Here is a 22,651-nt window from a genome sequence, read left to right as displayed (position 1 = left end):
CGCCGGTTTTTTAACACCGGCAACCCTTCGAAGTGAGTTATTTGATAGCGATCATGATTTTTTTATATCATTTATTTGATTGTTTTACATCAAATGCAGGCTGCGCAAGCCTTCGGCAGAAGCCGGGGTGATTCAGATATTTTCCCGAGTGATGAGATCGAAAGGCAGGGTAACGTAAATCGGATTGCGATCGTTCTCTTGATATCTGCTGATAAAAACAGAGACGATCTTTTCAGCCACGGCATCAATGCGGTGACGTACCATGATGTCGATCTGTCCCTCAATCAGCGCCATTTCATCGCCGATAAAGGGGCCATGACAGAGAATTTTTATATCATCCCGCGGGCTTTCAGAAACGGCTTTAATCACCCCTTCCACACCACCACATGGCGCATAAATCATTGTTATGATTGGGTTGTCTTTCAGCAGTTGCGTCGCGGCCAGATAGCCCCCATTGATACATTCAAGCGTCTGGAGAGGCTCCAGAACCACGGCATCTTTTCTGTTTTCACGCAGGTATGAACGAAAGCTTATTTCACAGCTTTCCTGGCAGTTGAAACGGTGGTCACCCAGTAGGACGCCAATCACACTTTCTTTTTCTGTCATGCGTTCAGCAAACCATCCCGCCGTACGTCCTGCTTTGAGGTTATCCAGCCCGATATAGCCCGCCTGACCACAGGGAGAGAGATCAGAAAACAACGTGAAAATTTGCACACCTGAGGCGGAAAGCTGCTTAATCGTATGTCGTATAAGGGGATGATCCAGAGCAACAAGCCCGATGATATCAACACGTTCTGCCAGCGCTTCCAGAGACGATACGACGTTCTCCACATCGTGAATATCGGCCCACATAAACGCCGGTTTCGTCGCCAGTTTTCCCTCTGCGCATCGACTGATTTCTTCTGAAAGTACCTGATAAAAAGAATAATTATTGGGCAGCAGAATGAACCCGATGCGCACGGGGATGTTGGCCGCTGTCGCGTCCGGCGTCATGACCTTAATGAGGTCTTCACGGTAGCCTAAGGCTTCAGCGGCGCGCAGGACCCGTTGCCGGGTTTCCTGTTTAACAGAAGCTCTGTTGTTAAGCACGCGATCCACGGTAGCGACGCCCACGCCGGCTGCTCGTGCCACCGCTGACATAGAGATTTTTTTCATTACTCAGCCTGGTGATGATAGATTTCTATCAATCTAAACACATAAACAGGATAGCGGCAAAAGGCTTCCGCGCTTTTTGCGGGATGATAACCGTATTGGTGAGATCGGTGCCTCCGGAATGCGTACAGCAGATAGCGCTGTTTGGATTTGCATTAAGTCACTTGCGGCAGACTTTTAAAAAATTAATTGTGCGTGAAACGATTGACTCTACAGCGAAAAGCGAACGCTGCTAAGTCCCGTGTGCATTATGATTGGGCTGGTCCAGACAGGTGGCGTAATATGGCCTCTAACTAAATTTTTACAAATTTTTGTCTCTGTTTCTGGCTAACGGCGCCGATAATCGTTTTTAACGCCAGATCATCTCCGAACAGGTCGATGAACTCATCAAGGATAGCCACATGAAATCCGTAACCAATGACCAACTGGGGGCCGCCGTGGCCAGAACGTCTCTTTGTGCGATATATCTGCTGTCTTCCACCGGAGAAGTGATGAGCTGGAATCTTGGATGCCGTGAGATCAAGGGATGGGATAGCCGCGATATCCGAGGGCAGCATATTTCGGTTTTTTATGATGAAGATGAGCAGGCCAGGAATATCCCTGAGGCCAACCTGAGGGAGGCCCGTGAGCGCGGCAAGTTCACAGGAGAGGGCTGGCGCCTGCGCAAAAACGGCAGCGCGTTTCGGGCATCAGTTGAAATAGAATTTCTCAATCCGTCCGATGAAGATAATGCGGCCTTTATCAAAATCGTGCGGGACGTTTCACAAGGCTATCAGGAAAGGGCGGCGCTCCGCATCGCTCAAAAAGTTATCCTGAAAAGGGAAACCGAGTTATCAGACACAAATAAGGTGCTCGACGCCGTATTCAGCCACACGCCCTGCGCGCTCATCCTGTGTGACGTTGCATCGGGGGACATCATACGCGCGAACCCGACGGCCATGAATTTGTCCTGTCTGCAAGAACGGGTACGCAGTGGGAATACCCGAACCGCCCTGCCTGCGGGCCTGCCAGACAATCTCGCGGCTGTGTTCAGGCAGGCATTTGACCTTCTTCCCGACCAGGGCTTTAGTGAAACGGTTTCTTCGGGCGATAATGAGCCGGAATTTTCATTACGGATTTCCGCTGAAAGGCTGAATTCGGGCGGTGGAGATGACTATCTCCTGTATACCATACTAGACGTCACGGCGGAGTATCAGGCTGCGGTCAGAGCGAACCATCTGGCCCTTCATGATCCGCTGACAGGGCTTCTCAACCGCCGTGGCCTGATGCCTGAGCTTGAAACACTTCTGGACGGTGACGAACCCTTTGCGGTCATGGTGTCTGACATAGATCGGTTTAAAAGCGTCAACGACGTTCTGGGTCACGCGGCGGGCGATACCTTGCTCATTGAGGTTTCAGCACGGCTACTGTCAGTCCTGCGCCCGGGCGACATTCTGGCCCGCACGGGCGGTGACGAGTTCGTTGCCGTTTTGCCCGGCATTAGCTCGGCAGAGGACGCAAGCGAAACAGCATCGCGCCTGACGATGGTCCTGAAGGAGCCCTTCATGCTGAAAGGGCGGAAAGTCACCTCGGGTTGCAGCTTCGGGGTTTGCCTCTTTCCGGGCTATGCGCGAGATGCCGAAAGCATGTTATCGGCAGCCGATATCGCCCTCTACGCTGCCAAGTCAGCCGGGCGCAAAGGCTGGGTAATTTTTACCGATGAGCTAGCCAGTTCGGCGGCAGAGCGCTTTAGCCTGGAAAATGACCTGCGTGGTGCGCTGGAGAACGGTGAGCTGCAGATTTTTTACCAGCCCGTCGTCTGCAGCATCAGTGAGGAAGTGGTTTCCTATGAAGCCCTGCTGCGCTGGAATCATCCTGTAAGGGGAAATGTTTCGCCTGACGTGTTCATCCCGCTTGCTGAAAAAACCGGGCTTATTCATGATATTGGCGCATTCGCGCTTGAGCGAGCCTGCAACGATATGGCGGAGTGGTCAGGGCACGAACGCGTGGCAGTTAATATCTCGCCCCGTCAGTTTCGTGATCCACAGCTGGCCAACAGGGTGAAAACGGTTCTTATTGAGAGTGGGCTGCACCCAAACCGGCTGGAGCTCGAAATCACCGAGTCGGCGCTGTTCGACAACCCCGAAGGCAGTTACGAAATGATTCGCAGGTTCAGGGATACCGGAATTCATATCGTACTGGATGATTTTGGTACGGGCTTTTCTTCACTAAACCACCTCAGTTCCGGACTGTTCAGCAGGATAAAAATAGACAGGTCGTTTATCAACGATCTGCACCTGGACTCCGGAGCGGCAGCCATCGTCAGCTCCGTTCTTTCACTCTGCCGTCAACTCCAGGTTGAAGTGACCGCAGAGGGCGTGGAAACGCCTGCACAGGCGGAGTGGCTAAAGACGAATGAATGTCCGTTACTGCAGGGATACCTCTTTGGCAGGCCGGGCCCTTGCTGGATTCAGAAGTAAAGTGTGTGCCCTTCTCAGTCCCTGCCGGAACAACTGACGGGGACAGAAAGCGCCGGATGTCTTTAAAAGAAATAAGTATCCCTGACTGCACCGGGACGACCAGAACAGGTTTCAAAAGGCAAAACAGTGACGCAAACCTTTGCCGATAGCAGGTGTACCACCAGATTCACCAGAAGCCGTTTTTAGCTTGCTTTCTCAACCAGAAACTGTGCTTCGCACTGTCGGGCAATCTCCCACAGCCTGTTACGTATTACCTGCTTAAGTTGCAGAGTGGACTGTGACTGGGGTTTATCACGACGGCTGATCAGCATCACTTCAAACGGCAACGGTTGCGCGACGGGGAGCAATTTTAGCTGGTCGGCATAGCGGCATGCCGTGAACAGATCCACGACGCCCACGCCGCCGCCTGCCAGGACCATATCCGCAATCACCGAATAGGTTTTAATCGACAGTGACACAGCGGGATTCAGCTTTTTATCGCGCAGCGCGCGGTGTAATACGCGCCCAAGCGGATCCTGGGTCTGCATCATCAGCAGATTATTGCTGCATAACCACTCCAGCGAAACGGGTTCATGCTGGGGATGATTGAGCGGCAGCAGCGCCACCATGGAAGACTGGAACAGCGGTTCAGCCAAAAGGTCTGCATCCACCTGTTGACCAAACACCAGGGCGAAATCAAGCTGATTTTCCAGAATCATTTGGCACAAAGTCTTGAAGTGCTCCGTGACCAGTTCGACACTGACCGAGGCCACCTGTTGTCGCCAGGTGACCAATGCGGGTGCCAGCACCATTTGACCGAACGCGTGAGCCGCACCCACGCGGACTATCTGCCCTTCGCCGCGTCGAAGTTGTTCGGTGAGTTGAGTAATGGATTGCAAACGTTGATAAAGATCTTCTACTTCGGGCAGCAGGCGTCGCCCTTCCGCCGTGACGCTCATTCCCTGTATCCGTCGCTCAAACAGTGCAAAACCCAATTGCTGTTCCGCATGATTCAGCACGCGGCTGATATTCGGCTGGGACACATTCAGCAAGCGCGCTGCAGCGCTGATGCTACCGGTCTGTACGATGGCCTGAAATACCTCTATGTGACGGAGCCGCATTATTATTCACCTTAACTGGATTCACCTGACCGCAGGCCGTTGTCACCACCCTTTTACAGCAGTGCCTGCATGAGACTGCCAACACCGCAACTTTACGGGAAAGCCTGCAACCGCACCCCGGGTCATTACATGGCAATCCCTGCTCTTTTGCAAAATTTGTACCGTAAAGCTGACGGTGGCTGAGTCGCCGACCTTCATCTGGCGATCGGTATGAGTCGATGACTGCGTCTGAAGAGAGGAGATGAAATGGGCTCTACCGCGCTGGTTTTTGCACCTCCGGGCCGGACTGAATGGAAACGCTGTCCGGACAGGCGTTCGCCCCATCGTGGTGCAACGGAAGCGACATCGCTGGATGGCCAGCCGCGCGGCTGGCCGATGGGTAGTCCTGTATGGCAGCGGTGTTTCAGGGCAGCAGAACAGGCGCGCTAACGTTGCCGCTGCCGATACGCACATCCTCTTATGACGATTGGGTACTCGCCAGATAGGAAAAGGCACTGAGCAAGCTGATCAACGTCCCCATCCGCTCCGCCTGATACTCCACGGTAACCGCATCGATGCGCGTGACACCGGGAATCAGGCTAAACAGATCGGCCAGCACGGGTTTGCTGGCCTGGAGCTGCATGCGATAAGGCGCGGCCAGGCGAGTCGTGCTTGCTTGATGTGAATGCTGCAGTGCGGCGCTTGCCGCGGCGTATATTGCACGCTGCGCCGCTTTGGGGCTGATGGATTCCGCGCAGGTATGGGAAATGGCGCGTTTTACACAGACGTAATCAACCGTGGGATAATATTCTGCTATCCAACTCTGGAGCTGATCGTCGCCGGTGACCAACAACAGAGGCGTACCCTGTTCAGCGGCAGCGGCGGCATAAATGTCGGTTTCCCCCATCACAAGGCCATTGATATGGATACGCCAGAATGCGCGGCCGTTAATGGTGTGCGCCAGTACGCCAGGTTCGCCTGCTGCGCTGTGATAGCCCACCAGAAATAATCCGTCGAACGTCTGCTGCTCGATCCCTTCAACCATCGACAGACCGCGAGGTTTACCCTGCACCAGTCGGGCGCGTGGATCAATATTTTCCGCACGTAAATTGGTCATTTGCGCATGGCTGTCGGCGACCACCACCTCCGTTGCGCCCCCCGCGAACGCCCCCTCAATCGCGGCATTGACTTCCTGTTCCATCAGCCCCCGGGCCATCTGATATTCCGGGTTGCCTGGTGTGCAGTGCTCCGGGCGCATGACGCCCGCGATACCTTCAATATCGGCAGAGATAAAAATTTTCATGCGGTTAATTTGTCCAGAATCTGAGTCAGTGAGGGCCGATGGTGACCACGAAAGCCGGTGACGGCCTCCGCGCTCAACAAGGCATCCAGAACAGCCTGTTCGGTTGCATCTGCCGCGGCTGCAAGCAGCGGCTCCAGCTGGTCATCCTGAGGCGGTTGCGGCAGGGGTTGCGTTGAGAACGCCACGGCAATATCGCCTGAACCGTGGCCCCAGTAGCTGCCCAACCGTCCAAGGCCGGCGCCGGCACGCCTTGCGATGCGTTTCAACTGACGCGCATCCAGTGGCGCATCCGTGGCCATCACGATGATGACAGAGCCGGCATCACGCTGCGGCGGTTGCCCGGCCAGCAGCGGCGCTATCATGTCGCCGAGTCGCACACCGTCAAGCGTTAGTGCGCTTAGCGAACCAAAATTTGCCAGCACCAGCACCCCGAGCGTGGCGTTGAGCGAGGGAATAACACGAGAGGCCGTGCCGATCCCGCCCTTCAGGCTAAAACAGCTCATCCCGCGCCCTGCCCCGACGCTGCCGCGTTCAAAATCGGCGGCGGCCGTGCGCAATGCCGCCTGCGCCATCGCCTCGCTGATGGACAACGACTGGATATCATTAAGCCAGCCATCGTTGCACTCCAGTGCCAGCGGATTTACCGTGGGCAATGTCCGCCCCAGCTCCGGATTACGACGGATGGCATCCCGGACCAACGTGGTAAACAGCGTGCCCACCGCCAGCGTGTTGCTGAGCAGAATCGGCGTCTGTAACACGCCAAGCTCCTCGACCTGTACCAGCCCGACCGGTTTTGCAAAGCCATTGAGCACTTCCGCGCCACACGGCAGCGGCGTGAGAAACACATTGTCGCCCGGTGGAACGATAGCGGTGACGCCAGTCTGCCTTTCTCCATCATTCAGCGTGTAATGCCCGACGCGCACGCCGGCAACATCGCTGATTCGATTGCCGGGCCCGCAAGCGCCGCGCGGCTGTCCCAACGTACGCGCGTGACGCCAGTGGTTTAGCAGCAGATCGCGCTGCAATTGTTGAAAATCCATGGTCAGCTCTTCAGTTTCGGGTCGAGCGTATCACGCAGCGCGTCGCCGAGCAGGTTGAACGCCAGCACCGTGATAAAAATCGCCAGCCCCGGAAACACGCTCATGTGCCATGCGCCAGCCATCATCATGCTCCGGCTCATCGCCAGAATATTACCCCATTCAGGCACATCCGGCTCCGGCCCCAGGCCAATAAAGCTTAAGCCCGCTGCGGTGAGAATACTGGTGCCGATGCGCATAGTGAAGTAGACAATCACGCTGGAAAGCGTACCGGGCAAAATATGTCGCAGGATAATGATGCGATCGGGTGCACCGGCACAGCGTACGGCTTCCACATAGGCGGCCTGTCTCAATGACAGCGTTGAGGCGCGCACAATACGGGCAAAAACGGGCACGCTGAACACCGCGACCGCGATGATCACATTGTTCAGGCCGGTTCCAAGTAGCGCGACAACCGCAATGGCCAGTAACATGCCGGGAAAAGCGAATAACACGTCGGCGCCGCGCATGATCAGCATATCGACCCAGCCGCCGTAATAGCCTGCCAGTAAACCCAACACCACACCGACAATCATGCCGAGCGTTACGGACAGCACGCCGACATAGAGCGAGATACGCGCGCCATAGATAATGCGACTGAGCAGATCACGCCCCAGCTCGTCGGTTCCCATCCAGTGTGCCGCGCTGGGCGGTGACGACAACGCCATCCAGTCTGGTGCCATCGGATCCCAGGGGGCCAGCCAGGGCGCAAAGATCGCCACCACGATCAACAACAGTACAAATCCGCCTGAGACCAGCGCCAGAGGATTACGCACAAAGGCATGCAGGAAATCGCGCCACGGCGAACGGATGACCTGAGGCGGGTTTTCAGTCAGCGATTGAATACTCATCTCGGCTCCTGTCGCAGACGAATCGCCGGATTGACGACCGCGTAAAGCAGATCGACCAGCAGATTAATGACAATAAATTCAAACACGAACAGCATCACCAGCGCCTGAATAACCGGCTGATCCTGCGCTTTTATCGACTCAATCAACAACCAGCCTAATCCCGGCCAGTTGAAGACGCTCTCCACGACGATGGAGCCGCCCAGCAGAAAACCGAACTGCAAACCGAGCATGGTAATCACCGGAATGAGTGCATTACGCATCACATGTTTCCACGTCACGAGGCGGTTACGCAGTCCTTTGGCTTTCGCGGTCCGCACGTAATCTTCCTGCGCCACCTCCAGGAAGGCTGAGCGGGTAAACCGAGCCATCACTGCCGCCACTGACGAACCCAGCGTGATGGCGGGCAGGACAATATCACCGGCTTTGTTGAAACCGCTGACTGAGAACAGCCCAAAAGGCATCGCGACGAACTGGATCAGCAACAGACCCAGCCAGAAAGCAGGCATTGAGATACCGCCCACCGCCATGCTCATCAGCGTCCAGTCTTGCCATTTTCCTCGCTTCAGTGCCGCGAGAACGCCAAGTACGAGGCCGAGAATCACGGACCAGGCAAACCCCGCTAAGGCGAGCCAAAGCGTTGGCATGAAGCCCTGTTTAATCACCTGCAGCACCGGTTGCTGGGTGCGGTAGGTGGTGCCAAGATCGCCGTGTAACAGGCTATCGATCCAGTGGACGTACTGCTGTGGCAGCGAATCGTTAAGCCCAAGGTGCTGACGCGCCGCTTCAACCGCCTCAATGGGCGCATCCGGTCCAGCATAGATGCGCGCCGGGTCGCCCGGCAGCAGCTTGATAAAACCGAAAACCAGCAGCGAGACCACCAGCAAAACCGGGATCATCTCCAGTAATCGGCGAAGGATGTATGCAAACATGCCATTCCTTGAAATGCACTGTGACGGGTGCCCTCACGTCCTTTTGCCCTGCGAGAGAAAGGGACGTGAGAGCAATCCGCGTCTTATTTAAACGACGCCTGAGTGAAGAGCAAATTGCCATCAGGCAGCATGGAAACACCATTCAGGGTGCGGCGTTTGCCAACGAGATTGTCTGGCGTACCAAGGAATGCCACCGGTGCATCCTGCCATATCAGTTTCTGCGCTTGCGCATAGGCGATACCACGCTTTGCCGGATCGGCCGTTGCCAGCCCGGCGGCAATGGCTTTGTCTACATCAGGATTGCTGAAATAGGAGACATTGTAGGAGGTGGGCACCCAGGATTCGGTGGCAAACAGCGGACGCAGCGCCCAGTCGGCATCGCCTGTGGACGTTGACCAGCCACCATAGTACAGATCAAATTCCGCCTTTTTCGGGTCCTGTACGCCCCATAACTTAGCGTTGCGCGTGCCGGAATCCATCGGAGTTACTGTGGCTCGAATGCCCACCGTGCCCAGCTGCGCTTTCAGTACCTGAGCGGCGCGCACGCTGGCCGTTGCATTCGTAACCCAGAGTTTGAGATCCAGACCATTCGGATAGCCCGCCGCTTTCAGCAGCGCTTTGGCTTTATCCGGCGCATAGTGATAATCAGGATCGTTTTGTTTCTGATAAAACTGGACACCTTCGGGCATGGCGGATGTGGCAGGTTTACCTAAACCGGCAAAGGCCACCTTCAGCCACAGATTACGGTCAATCGCATAGTTGATTGCCTGACGCACGCGAACATCTGCCAGTGGCTTGTGCTGCGTATTAATCGCCATGTAATAAAGATAAATGCTGGGATCGCGCTGAACAGAGAGGTTGCTGTCTTGTTTCACGGCAGCAATCAGATCCGAAGGCAATGGCCAGATTGCGTCAACCTGACCCGACTTCAACGCGGCTACGCGTGTTGCATCTTCCGGGCTGGGTGAGAAGATAACATGATCGACTTTTGGCCATCCCTGCTGCCAGTAACCGTCATACTTCGCCAGCGTGACCGCTTTGCCCGGTGTCCAGTCAACAAATTTAAACGGACCGGTACCCACAGGATGCAACCGGAGTTGGGCTTCGTCTGGATATTGCTTGAGAATGGACGGGCTCCACATCACTGCGGAAGGATGTGCCAGCGTGTTAATAAAGGCACCAAACGACTGGTTAAGATCGATTTTTACCTGATCGGGTGCCAGCACCGTAACCTTATCGATCATTTTGTACAGGCTGTTACGCTTTAGCCCTTTTTTCTGGTCTGCCAGGCGATCAAGGTTGGCTTTGACGGCTTCCGCATCAAAAGGTGTGCCATCCTGGAAGGTGACGCCTTTGCGCAACGTCAGCGTAAACTCCGTTGCATTTTCATTTGAGGTATAACCGGTTGCCAGCCAGGGCTGGAGCTTCATGTGTGGATCGAACTGAAACAGTCGTTCAAAGATACCACTCTGCACCGAATAGCTGACATTGTCTGAGGTATCGTGCGGATCCAGCCCCGTAATATCGGCATACATTGAAATACGCAGATCCTGTGCCTGTGCAGTCATGACCAGCGTCGTCGTCAATGCGAGGGCGAGTGAAGTACGGCGAAACAGCGTTTTCATAAAAATCTCCTGGTCGTTGAATTATCGCAATGCAATGCCGTCAGCGACCCAGTGCTGAGGCGCAACCTGTCGATAACGGGGTTTAGTGACCGTTTCGCCCACTTTTCTTAACGGCGAAGGGATTTCGCTGTCATCGATAATACGGGGCTGACGGTTCTCGGGATCCGCCACCGGCACGGAGGCCAGCAGGCGTTGGGTATAAGGATGTTGCGGCTGATTAAATACCGACTGACGCGGCCCAAGCTCCACAATCTGGCCGAGGTACATCACTGCCACACGGTTGGCAATGCGCTCGACGACTGCCATATCGTGAGAGATGAAAATCCACGCCACGCCCGTTTGCTGCTGCAGATCCATCATCAGGTTCACCACCTGCGCCTGAATGGAGACGTCAAGGGCCGATACCGCTTCATCAGCAATAATCACTTTGGGTTTCAGGGCCATGGCGCGGGCAATGGCAATACGCTGGCGCTGACCACCTGAAAATTCGTGTGGATACCGACGCGCGTGCTCGGGCAGCAGACCAACGCTCTTCAGCAACGCATCTATCTGTGGCGAAGCCTGTTCCAGTGAGGACACCATGCCATGCAACAGCAAGGGCTCGGCGATGGTGAAACCCACGGTAAGCCGAGGGTTCAGTGAGGCGTAGGGATCCTGAAACACCATCTGAATTTCACGGCGGAGCGGCTGGAATGCTGCCTCTTTCAGGTGAGAGATTTCTTTCCCTTCGAAGTGAATGCTTTCGGCGTCACTGTTGATCAGGCGCATCAGCGCACGGCCGGTCGTCGATTTGCCGCAGCCGCTTTCGCCCACGATCGCCAGGGTTTCACCTGGCCACAGACTGAAATCAATCTGCTCAACCGCATGGACATGATGCGTGAGCGTCGAAAATATGCCGCTGCGGATGGGATAGTAGACTTTCAACCCACGCACATCGAGCAACGGCGCGGTGTCGTAGCGCGCGGTATGCTGTTCATTTTCGACGGTATTCTGTGTGCCGAGCAGCGGAAAGCGTTGCGGCCACGCATATTCGCGCATGTCGCCCAGTCTCGGCACTGCCGCCAGCAAAGCCTGGGTATACGGGTGCTGCGGGGCGGCAAAAACCGCTGCGACGCTGCCCTGTTCGACGACTTCGCCACGCAGCATGACCACGACACGATCGGCGATTTCAGCCACGACGCCCATATCGTGAGTGATAAACAGCACCGCCATCTGTTTCTCGCGTTGCAGCTCACGCAGAATGTGCAGAATGCGCGCCTGCACGGTAACATCCAGCGCCGTTGTAGGTTCGTCAGCAATCAGAAGTTGCGGATCACAGGCCAGCGCCTGCGCAATCATCACCCGCTGGCGCATACCGCCTGAGAGTGCGTGCGGATAGCTTTTCATGACACGATCCACATCGGCAATACGCACCTGTCGAAGCAATTCACGCACGCGCGCATGCGCTTCTTTCTTGTCGCACTGTTGATGATCGCGTAACGCTTCAGTGAGCTGGTCATCGACGCGCAGCACCGGATTCAGCGAGGTCATGGGCTCCTGAAAGATCATCGCCATTTCGCAACCACGCAACGTGCGGCGCTGATTTTCATCCAGTGTTTCCAGCGCATGTACTTTTCCGCCACGATCGCGAAACTGCATGCTGCCGCGATCGATACGGCCGTTGTTCGCCAGTAAGCCCATTACGGCCAAAGAAGTGACTGATTTCCCTGAGCCACTCTCACCCACTACGGCGACAATTTCGCCCGGATTAATGGCAAAACTGATGCCTTTTAGTGCCTGATTCTCGCCGCTGCGCCCACGAAATGAGACGCTGAGATCCCGAATATCAAGCACGGGTGATGAACCGGCGGCACTGTTGGCAGAAGAAGTGAGTCGTGTGTCCGTCATCGTCGCCTCGTAGAGTTATAGCCAGATACGGCCTTCGGAGTAGGTCAAAAAAGGAGAACTGTCGGCAGCAAGCCAGATAGGGCCATCTAAATCGACGTGCTCTGCGTTAACCGCCACCGGCAATGCGGCTTCCATCGCCAGTGATGAGCCCAGCATGCAGCCGACCATGATGCGCATATTCTGCTTTTGTGCTTCTTCTACCATCGCCAGCGCTTCCGTCAGGCCACCGCACTTATCCAGCTTGATGTTGATCATCTCGTAGCGGTTCCGCAGTCCGGCAATATCCTCGCGCGTATGGCAACTCTCATCAGCACAAACGGGAACCGGATGATGAAAACGTTGCAGGTCCTGATCCTGACCGGCGGGAAGCGGTTGCTCGACCATAGCAATGTTATAGCCCTGAAGTGCGGCCAGCAGGCTTTCCAGGTCCATTCCCGACCAGGCCTCATTAGCGTCGATAATCAGCGTGGCGCGCGGTGCCGCAGCGCGAATGGCCGCCACCTTTTCCAGAACTGCATCACGATTGAGCTTAATTTTGAGCAGGATGGCGCCACGCGATACGGCATCCGCCGCCGCCAGCGCCATATTTTCCAGCGTATCGAGGCTGAGGGTTTCCGCCGTGATCACCGAGCGTGGCTGAGGACGTGCACTTTTCTGCCATAGCGTTTGACTGGCGCGGGCGGCATCCAGTCGCCACAGCGCACAGTCCAGCACGTTGCGCGCGGAACCGGCGGGTAAGCGGTGTTGCAGATCATGACGGCTCAGGCCGGCTTCAACGTCAGCACGCACTGCCTCAAGCTCGGCCTGAACGCTGTCTGGCGTTTCATCGTAGCGCGCCGTGGGCGTACATTCGCCTCGCCCAATGAAACCGTTTTGCTCCAGCGTGACCCGGATAACCGTGACGGCGGTACGCGTACCGCGCGAAATAGCAAAGGGCCGTGCCAGCGGCAGTTCCACCACGTCAATCTGCAACTGTCTCATTTCACCCCCGCGCCTGAAGCAGTGCGGCGATCTCGTCGATGCCAAAACGCACAGGATCCGTAGCCGGTAAACCAAACTCTGCGCTGACTTCGGCGCAATAGGCGCGCGCTTCGTCTTCCGTGTAATTTGAGGTGTTAATGGCAAACCCCGCCAGCTGGACGGACTCGCTGGTCACCTGGGCAGCGCGCAGATTGGCTTCAACGCAGTCTTTCAGGCTGACCATTGGCTGATGAGGTAAATGGCGCATATGGGGGCGCCCCATTTCATGGCACATCACCAACCAGTGAGGTTGCGCACCGTGCATGAGCCCCATACTGACGCCTGCGTAAGAGGGGTGGAACAGTGACCCCTGCCCTTCAACGATGTCCCAATGATCCTCATCATTCGCGGGTGACAGCGCTTCGGCCGCACCGGCAATAAAATCCGCGATGACCGCATCCACGGCAATCCCTTCACCCGCCACCAGAATCCCTGTCTGACCTGTAGCGCGAAAATCCGCTTTCATTCCGCGCTCACGCATCGCCGCTTCCAGCGCCAGTGAGGTGTACATCTTGCCCACGGAGCAGTCAGTGCCAACAGTCAGTATCCGTTTGCCTGTCCGCTTCTTACCACTGCCAACGCTCAGCGTCGGACGCATATGGCGTAAGTCAAAAAGCTCAACACCAAACGTCTGGGCAAGCGTCACCAGTTCGGGCTCGTCCACCAGACGGTGATGCAGTCCGCTGGCAACGTTCATGCCTGCTTTGATGGCACTTTTCACCGTATCCAGCCAGTGTTCTGGCAGATAGCCCCCTGCGTTAGCAGTACCGAGCACCAGCGTTTTCGCGCCGCGTGCTTTGGCGCTGATGATGTCAAGTTCATCCAGACCCAGGCTGACAGTACAGCCCGGGAGTTTAATTTCGCCCACGCACTGCTCCGGCCGCCAGATATGAATACCGCGCGCCGTTTTCGCCGCGAGTGGATCGGTGACATCGCCAAGAAAAAGTAAATAGGGTTGTGGAATTAGCATGATATTTCTCGTTTCAGACAAAGGTAAGTTTCTGAACCCACTATTTCATGCGCTTCAAAAGGTGACGAATGCTTGTTTAGTTGGAGGATATAACCGCAGGCTATAGTCAGATGAAAAGGTTATGGCACCCACGTTAATTCAGGGATCAGGGCGAAAATCAGCCCAGTTTGCGGGGGAATGCATAGGAAAAGATAATATGTCAGGCGCAAAAAGGCGGTGAAAAATGCCTGGTTAGTGTTGTGAAACGATCACCAGGCACCCTTAACACCCACTGACGACAGACGAAGCAATAAAAGGTTACGGCTCTCTCAGCGCCGCTTCTGTGGCTGCCTCAATCTCAGCCGGCGTCTTTGCCATTTTGCTGCGGCTCAGGAAAGCATTGAGTAAAATCGCCCCAAAGGTCGCGGTGCCGATGCCGCCCATGCTGAAGCCGCCCAGGCTCAGGGTGAAGTTGCCCGCGCCCAGTACCAGCGTAACTGCCACCATGATGAGATTGCCATTCAGGCCCAAATCAACTTGGTTTTGTACCCAAATGCGGGCGCCAGCTACGGCAATCAAGCCAAATACCACGATGGATGCTCCACCGAGCACCGGGCCAGGAATGGTGTGGATCAAGGCACCAAATTTAGGCGAAAAACCCAACACAATGGCCATGATTGCGGCGGCGACAAAAATCAGCGTGGAGTAAATTTTAGTGACGGCCATGACGCCGATATTTTCGGCATAGGTTGTCACGCCGGTGCCGCCCGCCGAAGCCGAAAGCAAGGTCGCCAGGCCATCCCCGATAAAGGCGCGGCCCATGTAGGGATCGAGATTTTTACCGGTCATCCCCGCCACGGCTTTAATATGGCCAAGGTTTTCCGCAACCAGGATCACCGCCACCGGCGCAATCATCAGCATAGCGTGCGTGCTGAATACCGGCGTAGTGACGGTGGGCACGCCGAACCAGGGCGCCTGCGCCACGGCGCTGAAATTCACCGGCGTGCCCAGCCCGAGGCCGTTGGTGATCGCCATATAAATCAGGTACGCCGCCACCAGACCCAGCAACAGTAACAGTCGCTGTACCAGACCGCGTGTAAACACCGCCACCGATCCGATACACAGCACCGTCATCACCGCCATCCAGCTGTCAAACGATGAAGCGGATACGCTGTTTATGGCAATCGGCGCCAGATTGAGTCCAATCGCCATGACTACCGCGCCGGTCACCACCGGCGGCATCAGGCGCTCAATCCAGCGCGTGCCGACCGCCATGACCACAAAACCGATCAGCATGTAAATCAGGCCACAGGCGATAATCCCGCCGAGCGCAACGCCGATATTCGGGTTCGTGCCGTGGCCGCTGTAGCCGGTCACGGCAATTACTAACCCGACAAATGCAGCACTGGAACCGAGATAACTCGGCACGCGCCCGCCTACAACCAGGAAGAACAGCAGCGTGCCGATGCCCGACATCAGGATCGCCATATTGGCGTCAAACCCCATCAGCAATGGCATGAGTACCGTGGCGCCAAACATCGCCACCGTGTGTTGCAGTCCCATGATCACCGTCGCGCCAAACGGTAGCCGTTCATCCGGTGCGATCACCGCGCCATCCAGATTACCTTCTCTTTTACGCCATTGCGGAAACCAGGAATGTGCCATGTACGATCCTTACTAAGTTGAATGCGGATTGAGTTAACAGGCTATCTGACGCATCAGCGGATGATAGCGTCGGTCGAAATACGCCAGTCCGTGGCAGTCATCGTTGCAACGGAGTGCAACAACTTCACAAAACATAATATCGTGAGTACCGACCCGGGTGATCTGCGTGACCTTGCAGTCAAATGACACAAGCGCGTTAGTGAGGATCGGGGAGCCGGTGGCGAGATCTGTCCATTCGGCGGCGTCGAAGCGTTGTTCCATCGGCGTTTTTCCGCCGAATAAATTAGAAAGTGATTCGTGGCTGTCGGCTAGCGTGTTTACGCACAGCACCTGATTTTGTATAAACGCCGGATGTACCGACGCAGAACGGTTCAGGCACACCAGCAGTGTCGGTGGCGTATCGGTGACGCTGCACACAGCAGAGGCGGTGAAACCTGCCCGACCGCCGGGGCCGTCAGTGGTGATGATGTTGACGGCAGAGCCGAGGCGCGCCATGGCATTGCGGTATTCCTGTTTCTCAACGGCAGCCTCTTTTTCAGCAAGGGGCATGTCGGTCGCGGGCAGTGTGGCGTTCAGGGTTGATTGCATGCTCGTGTCCTCAGTCATGATCGGTGATGCTTACAGCACGCGACAGGCGCGGTCAAAGTCCAGGCGCGGTGCGCGCGGATAGACTTTGCTGCTGTCGCCGTAACCAATGTTAATCAGAAAATTCGATTTCCAGCCTTCCTGCGCCAGAAAGGTTTCATCAACTTTGGCATTGTCGAAACCGGACATCGGTCCGGTATCCAGGCCGATCGCGCGACAGGCCATAATCAGATACGCAGCCTGTAAACTGCTGTTGCGGAACGCGGTATCCTGTGCAAGCTGTGGGCTGGAGGTGAACCATGAACGGGCATCGCCGGACGGAAACAGTTCAGGCAGCAGCTCATAGAATTCCGGATCCCAGGCAATAATCGCCGTCACCGGAGCGGTCATCGTTTTCTTCAGATTGCCACTGGAAAGTGCCGGCGCCAGTTGTTGTTTCGCTTCCTGGCTCTGAATAAATACGATGCGCACCGGGCTGCAGTTCGCCGAGGTCGGCCCCATGCGCGCCAGTTCGTAAATCGTTTTGAGTTGTTCGCCTGTTACCGGTTTATTCAGCCAGCCGTTATGGGTGCGGGCTTCGGTGAACAACGTGGCCAGCGCGCTGGCGGTTAATGCTTCGGTCATGGCATCTCCACAGGTATGAAATCAGACGGTGTTCCGGATGGATGCGAAGCCTGCCGCTGCAGCCAGTCCAGTAAAATCGGGTTAAACGTATCGGGGTCCGTTACGCTCATGGCATGTCCGCCGTAGCCCATTTGCAGGTGCTCGCCATGGGGAAGACGCGAGGCGAGATCGGCTGAACAGGACCAGGGCACCAGCAAATCATCTTTAGCGCTCAACGCCAGGGTCGGCGCGATGACGCCTTTGAGCGAGGTGGTCAGATCGGAGTCCATCAGCGCCTGCAGGCGATGCAGCAGGTTTTCCATCCCCTGAAAGTTCGTCACCTGATGCTGGCGCTCTTCCTGCAGGAAAGCTTCATGTTCAGAAAGCCAGTCACCCGGGTACAGAAACAGCGGCTGCGCCTGCACGTAGGCATCTACGCCGCTGTTAAGCAGCAGGTTCCGACGGACGTCGAAGCAGCGGCGCGTCTGGCTGTTAAGGACTGTCCAGCCATTAATTACCACCAGACTTTGCAGCAGCGCGGGATAACGCAGGGCAAGATGCAGACCCATAATGCCGCCCAGTGCGTGACCGACCAGATGACAGCGGCTGATATTCAGCGCGTTAAGTAAGCCTGCCAGCTCATCGGCCATATCCTCCATCCGGTAACCGGCGGGTACGCTACCCTGACTGGCGCCGGTGCCGTACTGGTCATAGACCACCACCCGAAAATGCGCCGAGAGCATCGCCAGTTGAGGCTGCCAGAATCCCCCGGAGCCGCCGAGACCCGAGGAGAGCACGACGGTTTCTGCATCAGCGTTTTGCTGACCCAATACCTTGTAATACATACTGTTTCCTCAGATGAAATACATCACCGAACAGATTATTTGCCAAGGTGGGCAATCGATGCGATTTCGATCAACGCATCCGGTTTCACCAGCCCACACTGAATGCAGAACCTTGCCGGTTTTTCACCCGGGAAATACTCCGCATAGACCTGATTCACTGCCCCGTAATTCGCCCAGTCGGTGATAAAAATCGAGTTCATGGTGACGTCATCCATGCTGCCGCCTGCGGTTTCGATCACGCTTTTGATGATCTCCAGTACATGGCGGGTTTGTGCTGCCGCATCGCCCACATGTACGACGTTGTTGTCTTTATCAAAAGGCAAAGTACCGGAAACGTACAGGACCCCATCGGCAAGCGTACCGGGAACAAATGGCGCCAGCGGAACACCGCTGCCGGCTGGAATAATGGCGCGTTTAGGCATCGTTCATTGTCCTTTTCACAAGCGGTCAGGCCGCGTTTTGTTCAGTTTTGTAACCCACCGCGTCGCAGAAGTGGCTTACGCTGGAGACCCAACCAAAAAACGTTTCGATGTTATAAATCGCGGCTTTTTGCGCAAACTCGGGGCCCGCCTGGTGTGTCGCGTCTTCCAGTACGACGCCAAAATATTCCAGAAAGAAGCCGTCACGCAGGGTGGATTCGACGCACACGTTGGTGGCGATGCCGGTGAAAACCAGATGATGAATGCCGTAGCTGCGCAGCAGGCTATCCAACTGGGTATTAAAGAAGCCGCTGTAGCGTGGTTTTGGCAGCACAATATCGCCCGGCTGGGGTTGCAGTTCATCGACCAGATCGTAATCCCAGTCCCCTTTCGCCAGCAGTTTGCCCATCAGCTCGGGACGTTTGCGCATTGTTTTCAGCGCATTGGATTTATGGAAGTTGGGCGAGCCCGCGCCCCCGGCTTCGACATACTGATTGTCCCAGCCGTTCTGGAAAAAAATCACTTTTATGCCTGCCGCGCGAGCAGCGGCAATCGCCACTTTGATATTGGCAATGACCGGCGCGGTGGCAGACACGTCAAAGCCTGCCAGATCAAGATAACCGCCCTGCGAGGCGTAAGCGTTTTGCATATCCACCACAATAAGCGCCGTCTGCTGCGGGGTGAAACCAATGGCTTCAGGACGCGCGGCCAGCACCCTTTCCTCGCCAGCATTATCGGGCGCGCGGCGAACCACGGTTTGATTTTCAACAATGTTCATCATGCGACCTCTTTCTGCTCAATGCCGATGTGCTGGCGCGTTTTCATTAATGGCTGGATGTAGCGACCAAAGTTTTCAATGCCTTCGACGAAATCGTCAAAGGTCAGCAATACGCCGCCCGCACCGGGAACCGTATCGATCTCATCAAGCATTCTGGCGACGCTGGCCCAGGAGCCGACCAGCGTCCCCATGTTGATGTTGACCGCTGACGTGGGATCGGCCATCTGGCGAACATTGGTATCGCTGCCGGAGCGGGTATCTTTACTGCTCTGGTCGGTGAGCCATGACAGGGCTTCCGCATCAGCACCGGCTTTGTACAGCTCCCATTTGGCGCGCGCGGCCTCGTCGGTTTCATCGGCAATCACCATGAACAACACGTAAGAGGACACGTCACGGTTTTCAGCGTCAGCCGCTGTTTTCATGCGGGCTGCGGTAGGTGCAAAAGCGGTTGGCGTGTTGACGCCTTTGCCAAAGCAGAAGTTAAAATCGGCGTGTTTGGCGGAAAACGCCATGCCGGCGTCACTTTGTCCGGCGCAGATGACTTTCATTTCGCTTTGCGGGCGTGGACTGACGCGACAGTCATCCATTTTGAAAAATTCGCCGTCAAGCGTGCAGTGCCCTGTTCCCCACAGATCGCGCAGTACGCTGACATATTCGGTCAGGTAATCGTAGCGGCGGGTAAAATAGTCATCGCCAGGCCACATGCCCATTTGTTCGTATTCCGGTTTCTGCCAGCCGGTTACCACGTTCACGCCGAACCGGCCGTTGGAGATGGAGTCAATTGTGGCAGCCATGCGCGCAACGATTGCCGGTGGCATGACCAGGGTGGCGGCGGTGGCGTAGAGCTGAATGCGGGACGTTACGGCGGCCAGACCGGCCATCAACGTGAATGACTCCATGTTGTGTTCCCAGAATTCCGTTTTACCGCCGAAGCCGCGCAGTTTGATCATCGAGAGCGCGAAGTCGAAATGGTAGTGCTCTGCTTTCTGCACAATGGTTTTATTCAGTTCGAAGGTTGGCTTGTACTGCGGCGCAGTTTCTGAAATTAGCCAACCGTTGTTACCGATAGGAATAAAGACACCGATTTTCATAGCTCACCTCGATTGAAAATAATTGGGACGACAACAAGGGCTTGCGAAAATCTCTGCGCGGCTTAAGTGCGTCCTGCGGGTTCCTGTTGCACCGTGCTGAAATCTCCTGACGTAAGGACATTTGCAAAGCGGATGCCAGTTTTTAAAAAGCCATTTAAAACAGAATGTTATGGGATTGTGTAGATTTATAATGGAGTAAATGGTCTAAAACAGACCATTTACTCAAAAATAACTGCACGTTAATCAGGCAGAGTTGAGCGCAAATGGTGCAGTTTTGTTAAATATTGGTTGTGCTGGGTTGTTATCAGGTTGTGTTTATAAATAACGCGTATGACGATAGTCGCCTTAATGCCTATTTGTTATGCTTTTGGCCTTGTTGTGTGTATCAGGGAAATGTTGTGAAGCCATTGTCCGAAAACCCGGGATCTGACGCCGGAGAAAACCTCGCCGCGAAAACGCCATCGAAATCTGTGACGCGACGTTCGCGAGCGGTTGCTGCCAAACGTGGCGCTATCATGGCCGCTGCACTGGAATTCTTCTCACTGTATGGCTTTCACGGCACCCGTCTTGAGCAGGTTGCTGAACGCGCGGATGTCTCGAAAACCAATCTGTTCTATTACTTTCCCTCGAAAGAAGATTTATACATTGCGGTGCTCAAAGGGCTGCTGGATATCTGGCTGGCACCGCTTAAAGCACTGCAGTCCGATCAGCATCCTCTGGAAGCAATACGGGAATATATTCGTCTGAAGCTTTGCGTCTCCCGTGACCATCCCCAGGCCTCACGATTATTTTGTCTGGAGATGGTTCAGGGCGCACCGTTGCTGAAACAGGAGCTGGGCGGCAGCCTGAAAACGCTGGTGGAGGATAAATCGGACGTGATTCGCGGCTGGATTAAAGATGAGTTGATCGCACCCATCGATCCTATGCAGTTGATTTTTATGCTGTGGGCCACCACTCAGCATTACGCAGATTTTGGGGTGCAGGTTGAGGCGATTACCGGTAAAACACTCAGCGATCCTGTGTTTTTTGAACAAACGGTGAAAAGTGTCCAGCACATCATTACCGAAGGGATTCAGATTCGGGCGTAAAAAATGGCGGGCAGAACGCTACTGTTCCAGGCCGCTTACACCACAGGCTAAACTGGCCTCGCATCTCTCCCGGCGTCATTGCCTTAATGCGTGCGCAAAAAACTTCACGCCGTCAGGCCAGGCGCCCGGGTGGCCCGCAAACGCAGTGGCTGCATTGCCGACAAGCAGGTTATGGGTTCCGGCCTGGGTGATGTAAGGCCCCTCTGCGCGCAATCTCGCCAGCGTAATTAATGAAGGTCGGACAATAACGATATGGCCAGGCCTGTGCTTATCGGGGCTTTCATAGGAAATCACGACCAGCATTCCCTGGTTAGCAAGCTGCTGTGCATGTAGTGCATCGGCCGCCCTAATCCAGCCCGCCTGACGCCCTTCCTGACTGTCGAACCAGCGTGTCTGCGCGCTTGCGAGCAATATCTGGCTGTGCTCTGGTGGCCTGAGCATATACACACCCAGCCGGGCCCCCATGGCCGCCGCAAACGCACTGCAGTGAGTATGATTGCTGGGGCCTGAGTAGTCATCGGGCTTGTCAGGCTGACCGGTTTCCCAGTTGACGTGATGATGATTGAGCCATAAATGCTCAACGTCCGACCGATCAAGCACGGTGAGGATCGCCTGAGCGGCAGGCGTGACGGGACCACAGCAGGGTTGCTCAGCGGAGCGCGCGGACGAGGGAATGTTTTCGGCGGCAACCGTTATTCCTGTCAGTGCAACGAGTACCACAGCCATGCGGGTGACTAAACTTAAAAAAACGCGGATAAGCGATTTTTTCATCGTTACCTCACTGCGCAGACAGAAAGATCAGCCTGCAGGGATAATACTGGCAGCCAGAAACAGGCAGACCCGAATGTGTCTGGTTATCCCTGCCACGTCAATGCCCTGAAAACGGTGACGGCGGTCAATGTTTTCAGGGCTTCAGCAATGCGCGCTAGGCATCACTCTTTTGATACATGGAGAAGAAACGGTTGTCGATACTTTCGCGGAAAAAAGCGTCCTGATCGAGGGCAGCACAGAATCCCTGATAGGTATGAGCAGGCACGGCAAGCCAGCGACGGCAGGTGCCATTGCGGTATTCAAGTTCCAGTACACCTGACGTCGGGTCGAATCCCGCACTGCGGAACAGAGAGGAAGAATTAATATCGTGTCGTTTCATAACGGATAGTCCCTATCGGTTGAGCCCAGTACCTGCGTTTAAGAGCGGCAATATAACACAGTCATCGATAAGAGTTGCCTTGGGTAAAAATCTTGCC

22 protein-coding genes are annotated in these 22,651 nt (G+C 55.4%); 3 read left to right on the top strand and 19 right to left on the bottom strand.

The genetic code is table 11. The annotated features are described in order from the left end of the window. Nucleotides 1-132: 132 nt before the first annotated feature. On the bottom strand, nt 133-1,155 hold the full coding sequence (locus tag AAIE03_RS21400; RefSeq protein ID WP_024472088.1) for a LacI family DNA-binding transcriptional regulator: 1,023 nt from the start codon (nt 1,153-1,155) through the stop codon (nt 133-135). A gap of 398 nt (nt 1,156-1,553) precedes the next feature. Here AAIE03_RS21400 and AAIE03_RS21395 point away from each other — a divergent pair, with 398 nt between their 5' ends. After that, entirely contained in the window at nt 1,554-3,611 is a 2,058-nt protein-coding gene (locus AAIE03_RS21395; RefSeq protein WP_013027882.1) for a putative bifunctional diguanylate cyclase/phosphodiesterase, read from the top strand. Between the two features lie 182 nt (nt 3,612-3,793). On the opposite strand, the gene AAIE03_RS21390 is transcribed toward AAIE03_RS21395, so the two are convergent. After that, on the bottom strand, nt 3,794-4,711 hold the full coding sequence (locus tag AAIE03_RS21390; protein WP_014333158.1) for a LysR family transcriptional regulator: 918 nt from the start codon (nt 4,709-4,711) through the stop codon (nt 3,794-3,796). Between the two features lie 246 nt (nt 4,712-4,957). Between AAIE03_RS21390 and AAIE03_RS21385 the strand changes: the two genes are divergently transcribed. Continuing rightward, complete coding sequence (locus tag AAIE03_RS21385; protein WP_019105817.1) at nt 4,958-5,140, top strand: hypothetical protein; 183 nt, start codon at nt 4,958-4,960, stop codon at nt 5,138-5,140. Between the two features lie 28 nt (nt 5,141-5,168). On the opposite strand, the gene AAIE03_RS21380 is transcribed toward AAIE03_RS21385, so the two are convergent. From AAIE03_RS21380 to rutA, 15 genes are all read right to left on the bottom strand, one after another. Then, complete coding sequence (locus tag AAIE03_RS21380; RefSeq protein WP_019106865.1) at nt 5,169-5,993, bottom strand: M55 family metallopeptidase; 825 nt, start codon at nt 5,991-5,993, stop codon at nt 5,169-5,171. After that, nucleotides 5,990-7,033 (bottom strand): DmpA family aminopeptidase, encoded by a 1,044-nt coding sequence (locus AAIE03_RS21375; protein ID WP_019105819.1) that lies wholly within the window; start codon nt 7,031-7,033, stop codon nt 5,990-5,992. Before AAIE03_RS21375 ends, AAIE03_RS21380 begins: the two co-directional genes overlap by 4 nt. A gap of 2 nt (nt 7,034-7,035) precedes the next feature. Then, nucleotides 7,036-7,920: an ABC transporter permease subunit gene (locus AAIE03_RS21370; protein WP_013027878.1), complete on the bottom strand. Its 885-nt coding sequence runs from the start codon at nt 7,918-7,920 to the stop codon at nt 7,036-7,038. After that, nucleotides 7,917-8,849: an ABC transporter permease gene (locus AAIE03_RS21365; protein ID WP_014333154.1), complete on the bottom strand. Its 933-nt coding sequence runs from the start codon at nt 8,847-8,849 to the stop codon at nt 7,917-7,919. Before AAIE03_RS21365 ends, AAIE03_RS21370 begins: the two co-directional genes overlap by 4 nt. 83 nt (nt 8,850-8,932) lie before the next feature. Then, nucleotides 8,933-10,474, bottom strand: a complete 1,542-nt coding sequence (locus tag AAIE03_RS21360) for a glutathione ABC transporter substrate-binding protein (protein WP_013027876.1) — start codon at nt 10,472-10,474, stop codon at nt 8,933-8,935. 21 nt (nt 10,475-10,495) lie between these two features. Next, a complete protein-coding gene (locus AAIE03_RS21355) occupies nt 10,496-12,361 on the bottom strand; it encodes an ABC transporter ATP-binding protein (RefSeq protein ID WP_145032655.1) in 1,866 nt (621 codons plus the stop codon). A 15-nt stretch (nt 12,362-12,376) separates the two neighbouring features. Beyond that, nucleotides 12,377-13,342, bottom strand: a complete 966-nt coding sequence (gene dgcA / locus AAIE03_RS21350) for an N-acetyl-D-Glu racemase DgcA (RefSeq protein WP_014333152.1) — start codon at nt 13,340-13,342, stop codon at nt 12,377-12,379. A 1-nt stretch (nt 13,343) separates the two neighbouring features. Continuing rightward, nucleotides 13,344-14,351, bottom strand: coding sequence for an N-acetyltransferase DgcN (dgcN, locus tag AAIE03_RS21345; protein WP_498563189.1), 1,008 nt, complete (start codon nt 14,349-14,351; stop codon nt 13,344-13,346). A 297-nt stretch (nt 14,352-14,648) separates the two neighbouring features. Further along, complete coding sequence (gene rutG, locus AAIE03_RS21340) at nt 14,649-15,995, bottom strand: pyrimidine utilization transport protein G (RefSeq protein WP_498563188.1); 1,347 nt, start codon at nt 15,993-15,995, stop codon at nt 14,649-14,651. 33 nt (nt 15,996-16,028) lie between these two features. Continuing rightward, a complete protein-coding gene (gene rutF / locus AAIE03_RS21335; protein WP_088900766.1) occupies nt 16,029-16,544 on the bottom strand; it encodes an NADH-dependent FMN reductase RutF in 516 nt (171 codons plus the stop codon). A gap of 69 nt (nt 16,545-16,613) precedes the next feature. Further along, nucleotides 16,614-17,204 carry a malonic semialdehyde reductase gene (locus tag AAIE03_RS21330; protein WP_013027870.1) on the bottom strand — a complete coding sequence of 197 codons (591 nt, stop codon included), beginning with the start codon at nt 17,202-17,204 and terminating at the stop codon, nt 16,614-16,616. Next, nucleotides 17,201-18,028 (bottom strand): pyrimidine utilization protein D, encoded by an 828-nt coding sequence (gene rutD / locus AAIE03_RS21325; protein ID WP_014604634.1) that lies wholly within the window; start codon nt 18,026-18,028, stop codon nt 17,201-17,203. The genes AAIE03_RS21330 and rutD overlap by 4 nt, the downstream gene beginning before the upstream one ends. Before the next feature lie 35 nt (nt 18,029-18,063). Further along, nucleotides 18,064-18,450: a pyrimidine utilization protein C gene (rutC, locus tag AAIE03_RS21320; protein ID WP_013027868.1), complete on the bottom strand. Its 387-nt coding sequence runs from the start codon at nt 18,448-18,450 to the stop codon at nt 18,064-18,066. Nucleotides 18,451-18,475: 25 nt separating this feature from the next. Further along, complete coding sequence (rutB, locus tag AAIE03_RS21315; RefSeq protein WP_014333147.1) at nt 18,476-19,225, bottom strand: pyrimidine utilization protein B; 750 nt, start codon at nt 19,223-19,225, stop codon at nt 18,476-18,478. Further along, nucleotides 19,225-20,316 carry a pyrimidine utilization protein A gene (gene rutA, locus AAIE03_RS21310; protein WP_013027866.1) on the bottom strand — a complete coding sequence of 364 codons (1,092 nt, stop codon included), beginning with the start codon at nt 20,314-20,316 and terminating at the stop codon, nt 19,225-19,227. Before rutA ends, rutB begins: the two co-directional genes overlap by 1 nt. A 398-nt stretch (nt 20,317-20,714) precedes the next feature. Between rutA and rutR the strand changes: the two genes are divergently transcribed. Continuing rightward, a complete protein-coding gene (gene rutR, locus AAIE03_RS21305; RefSeq protein ID WP_014598333.1) occupies nt 20,715-21,404 on the top strand; it encodes an HTH-type transcriptional regulator RutR in 690 nt (229 codons plus the stop codon). Between the two features lie 75 nt (nt 21,405-21,479). Here rutR and AAIE03_RS21300 read toward each other — a convergent pair whose 3' ends face one another. Beyond that, entirely contained in the window at nt 21,480-22,175 is a 696-nt protein-coding gene (locus AAIE03_RS21300; RefSeq protein ID WP_498563187.1) for a hypothetical protein, read from the bottom strand. Nucleotides 22,176-22,329: 154 nt separating this feature from the next. Further along, the gene (locus AAIE03_RS21295; RefSeq protein WP_013027863.1) at nt 22,330-22,554 is read right to left on the bottom strand and encodes a KTSC domain-containing protein; all 225 of its coding nucleotides are present in this window, start codon (nt 22,552-22,554) and stop codon (nt 22,330-22,332) included. Nucleotides 22,555-22,651 lie beyond the last annotated feature (97 nt).

Source organism: Pantoea sp. Ae19-2, assembly GCF_059801205.1.
This window is presented reverse-complemented; position numbering and strand designations above follow the sequence as displayed.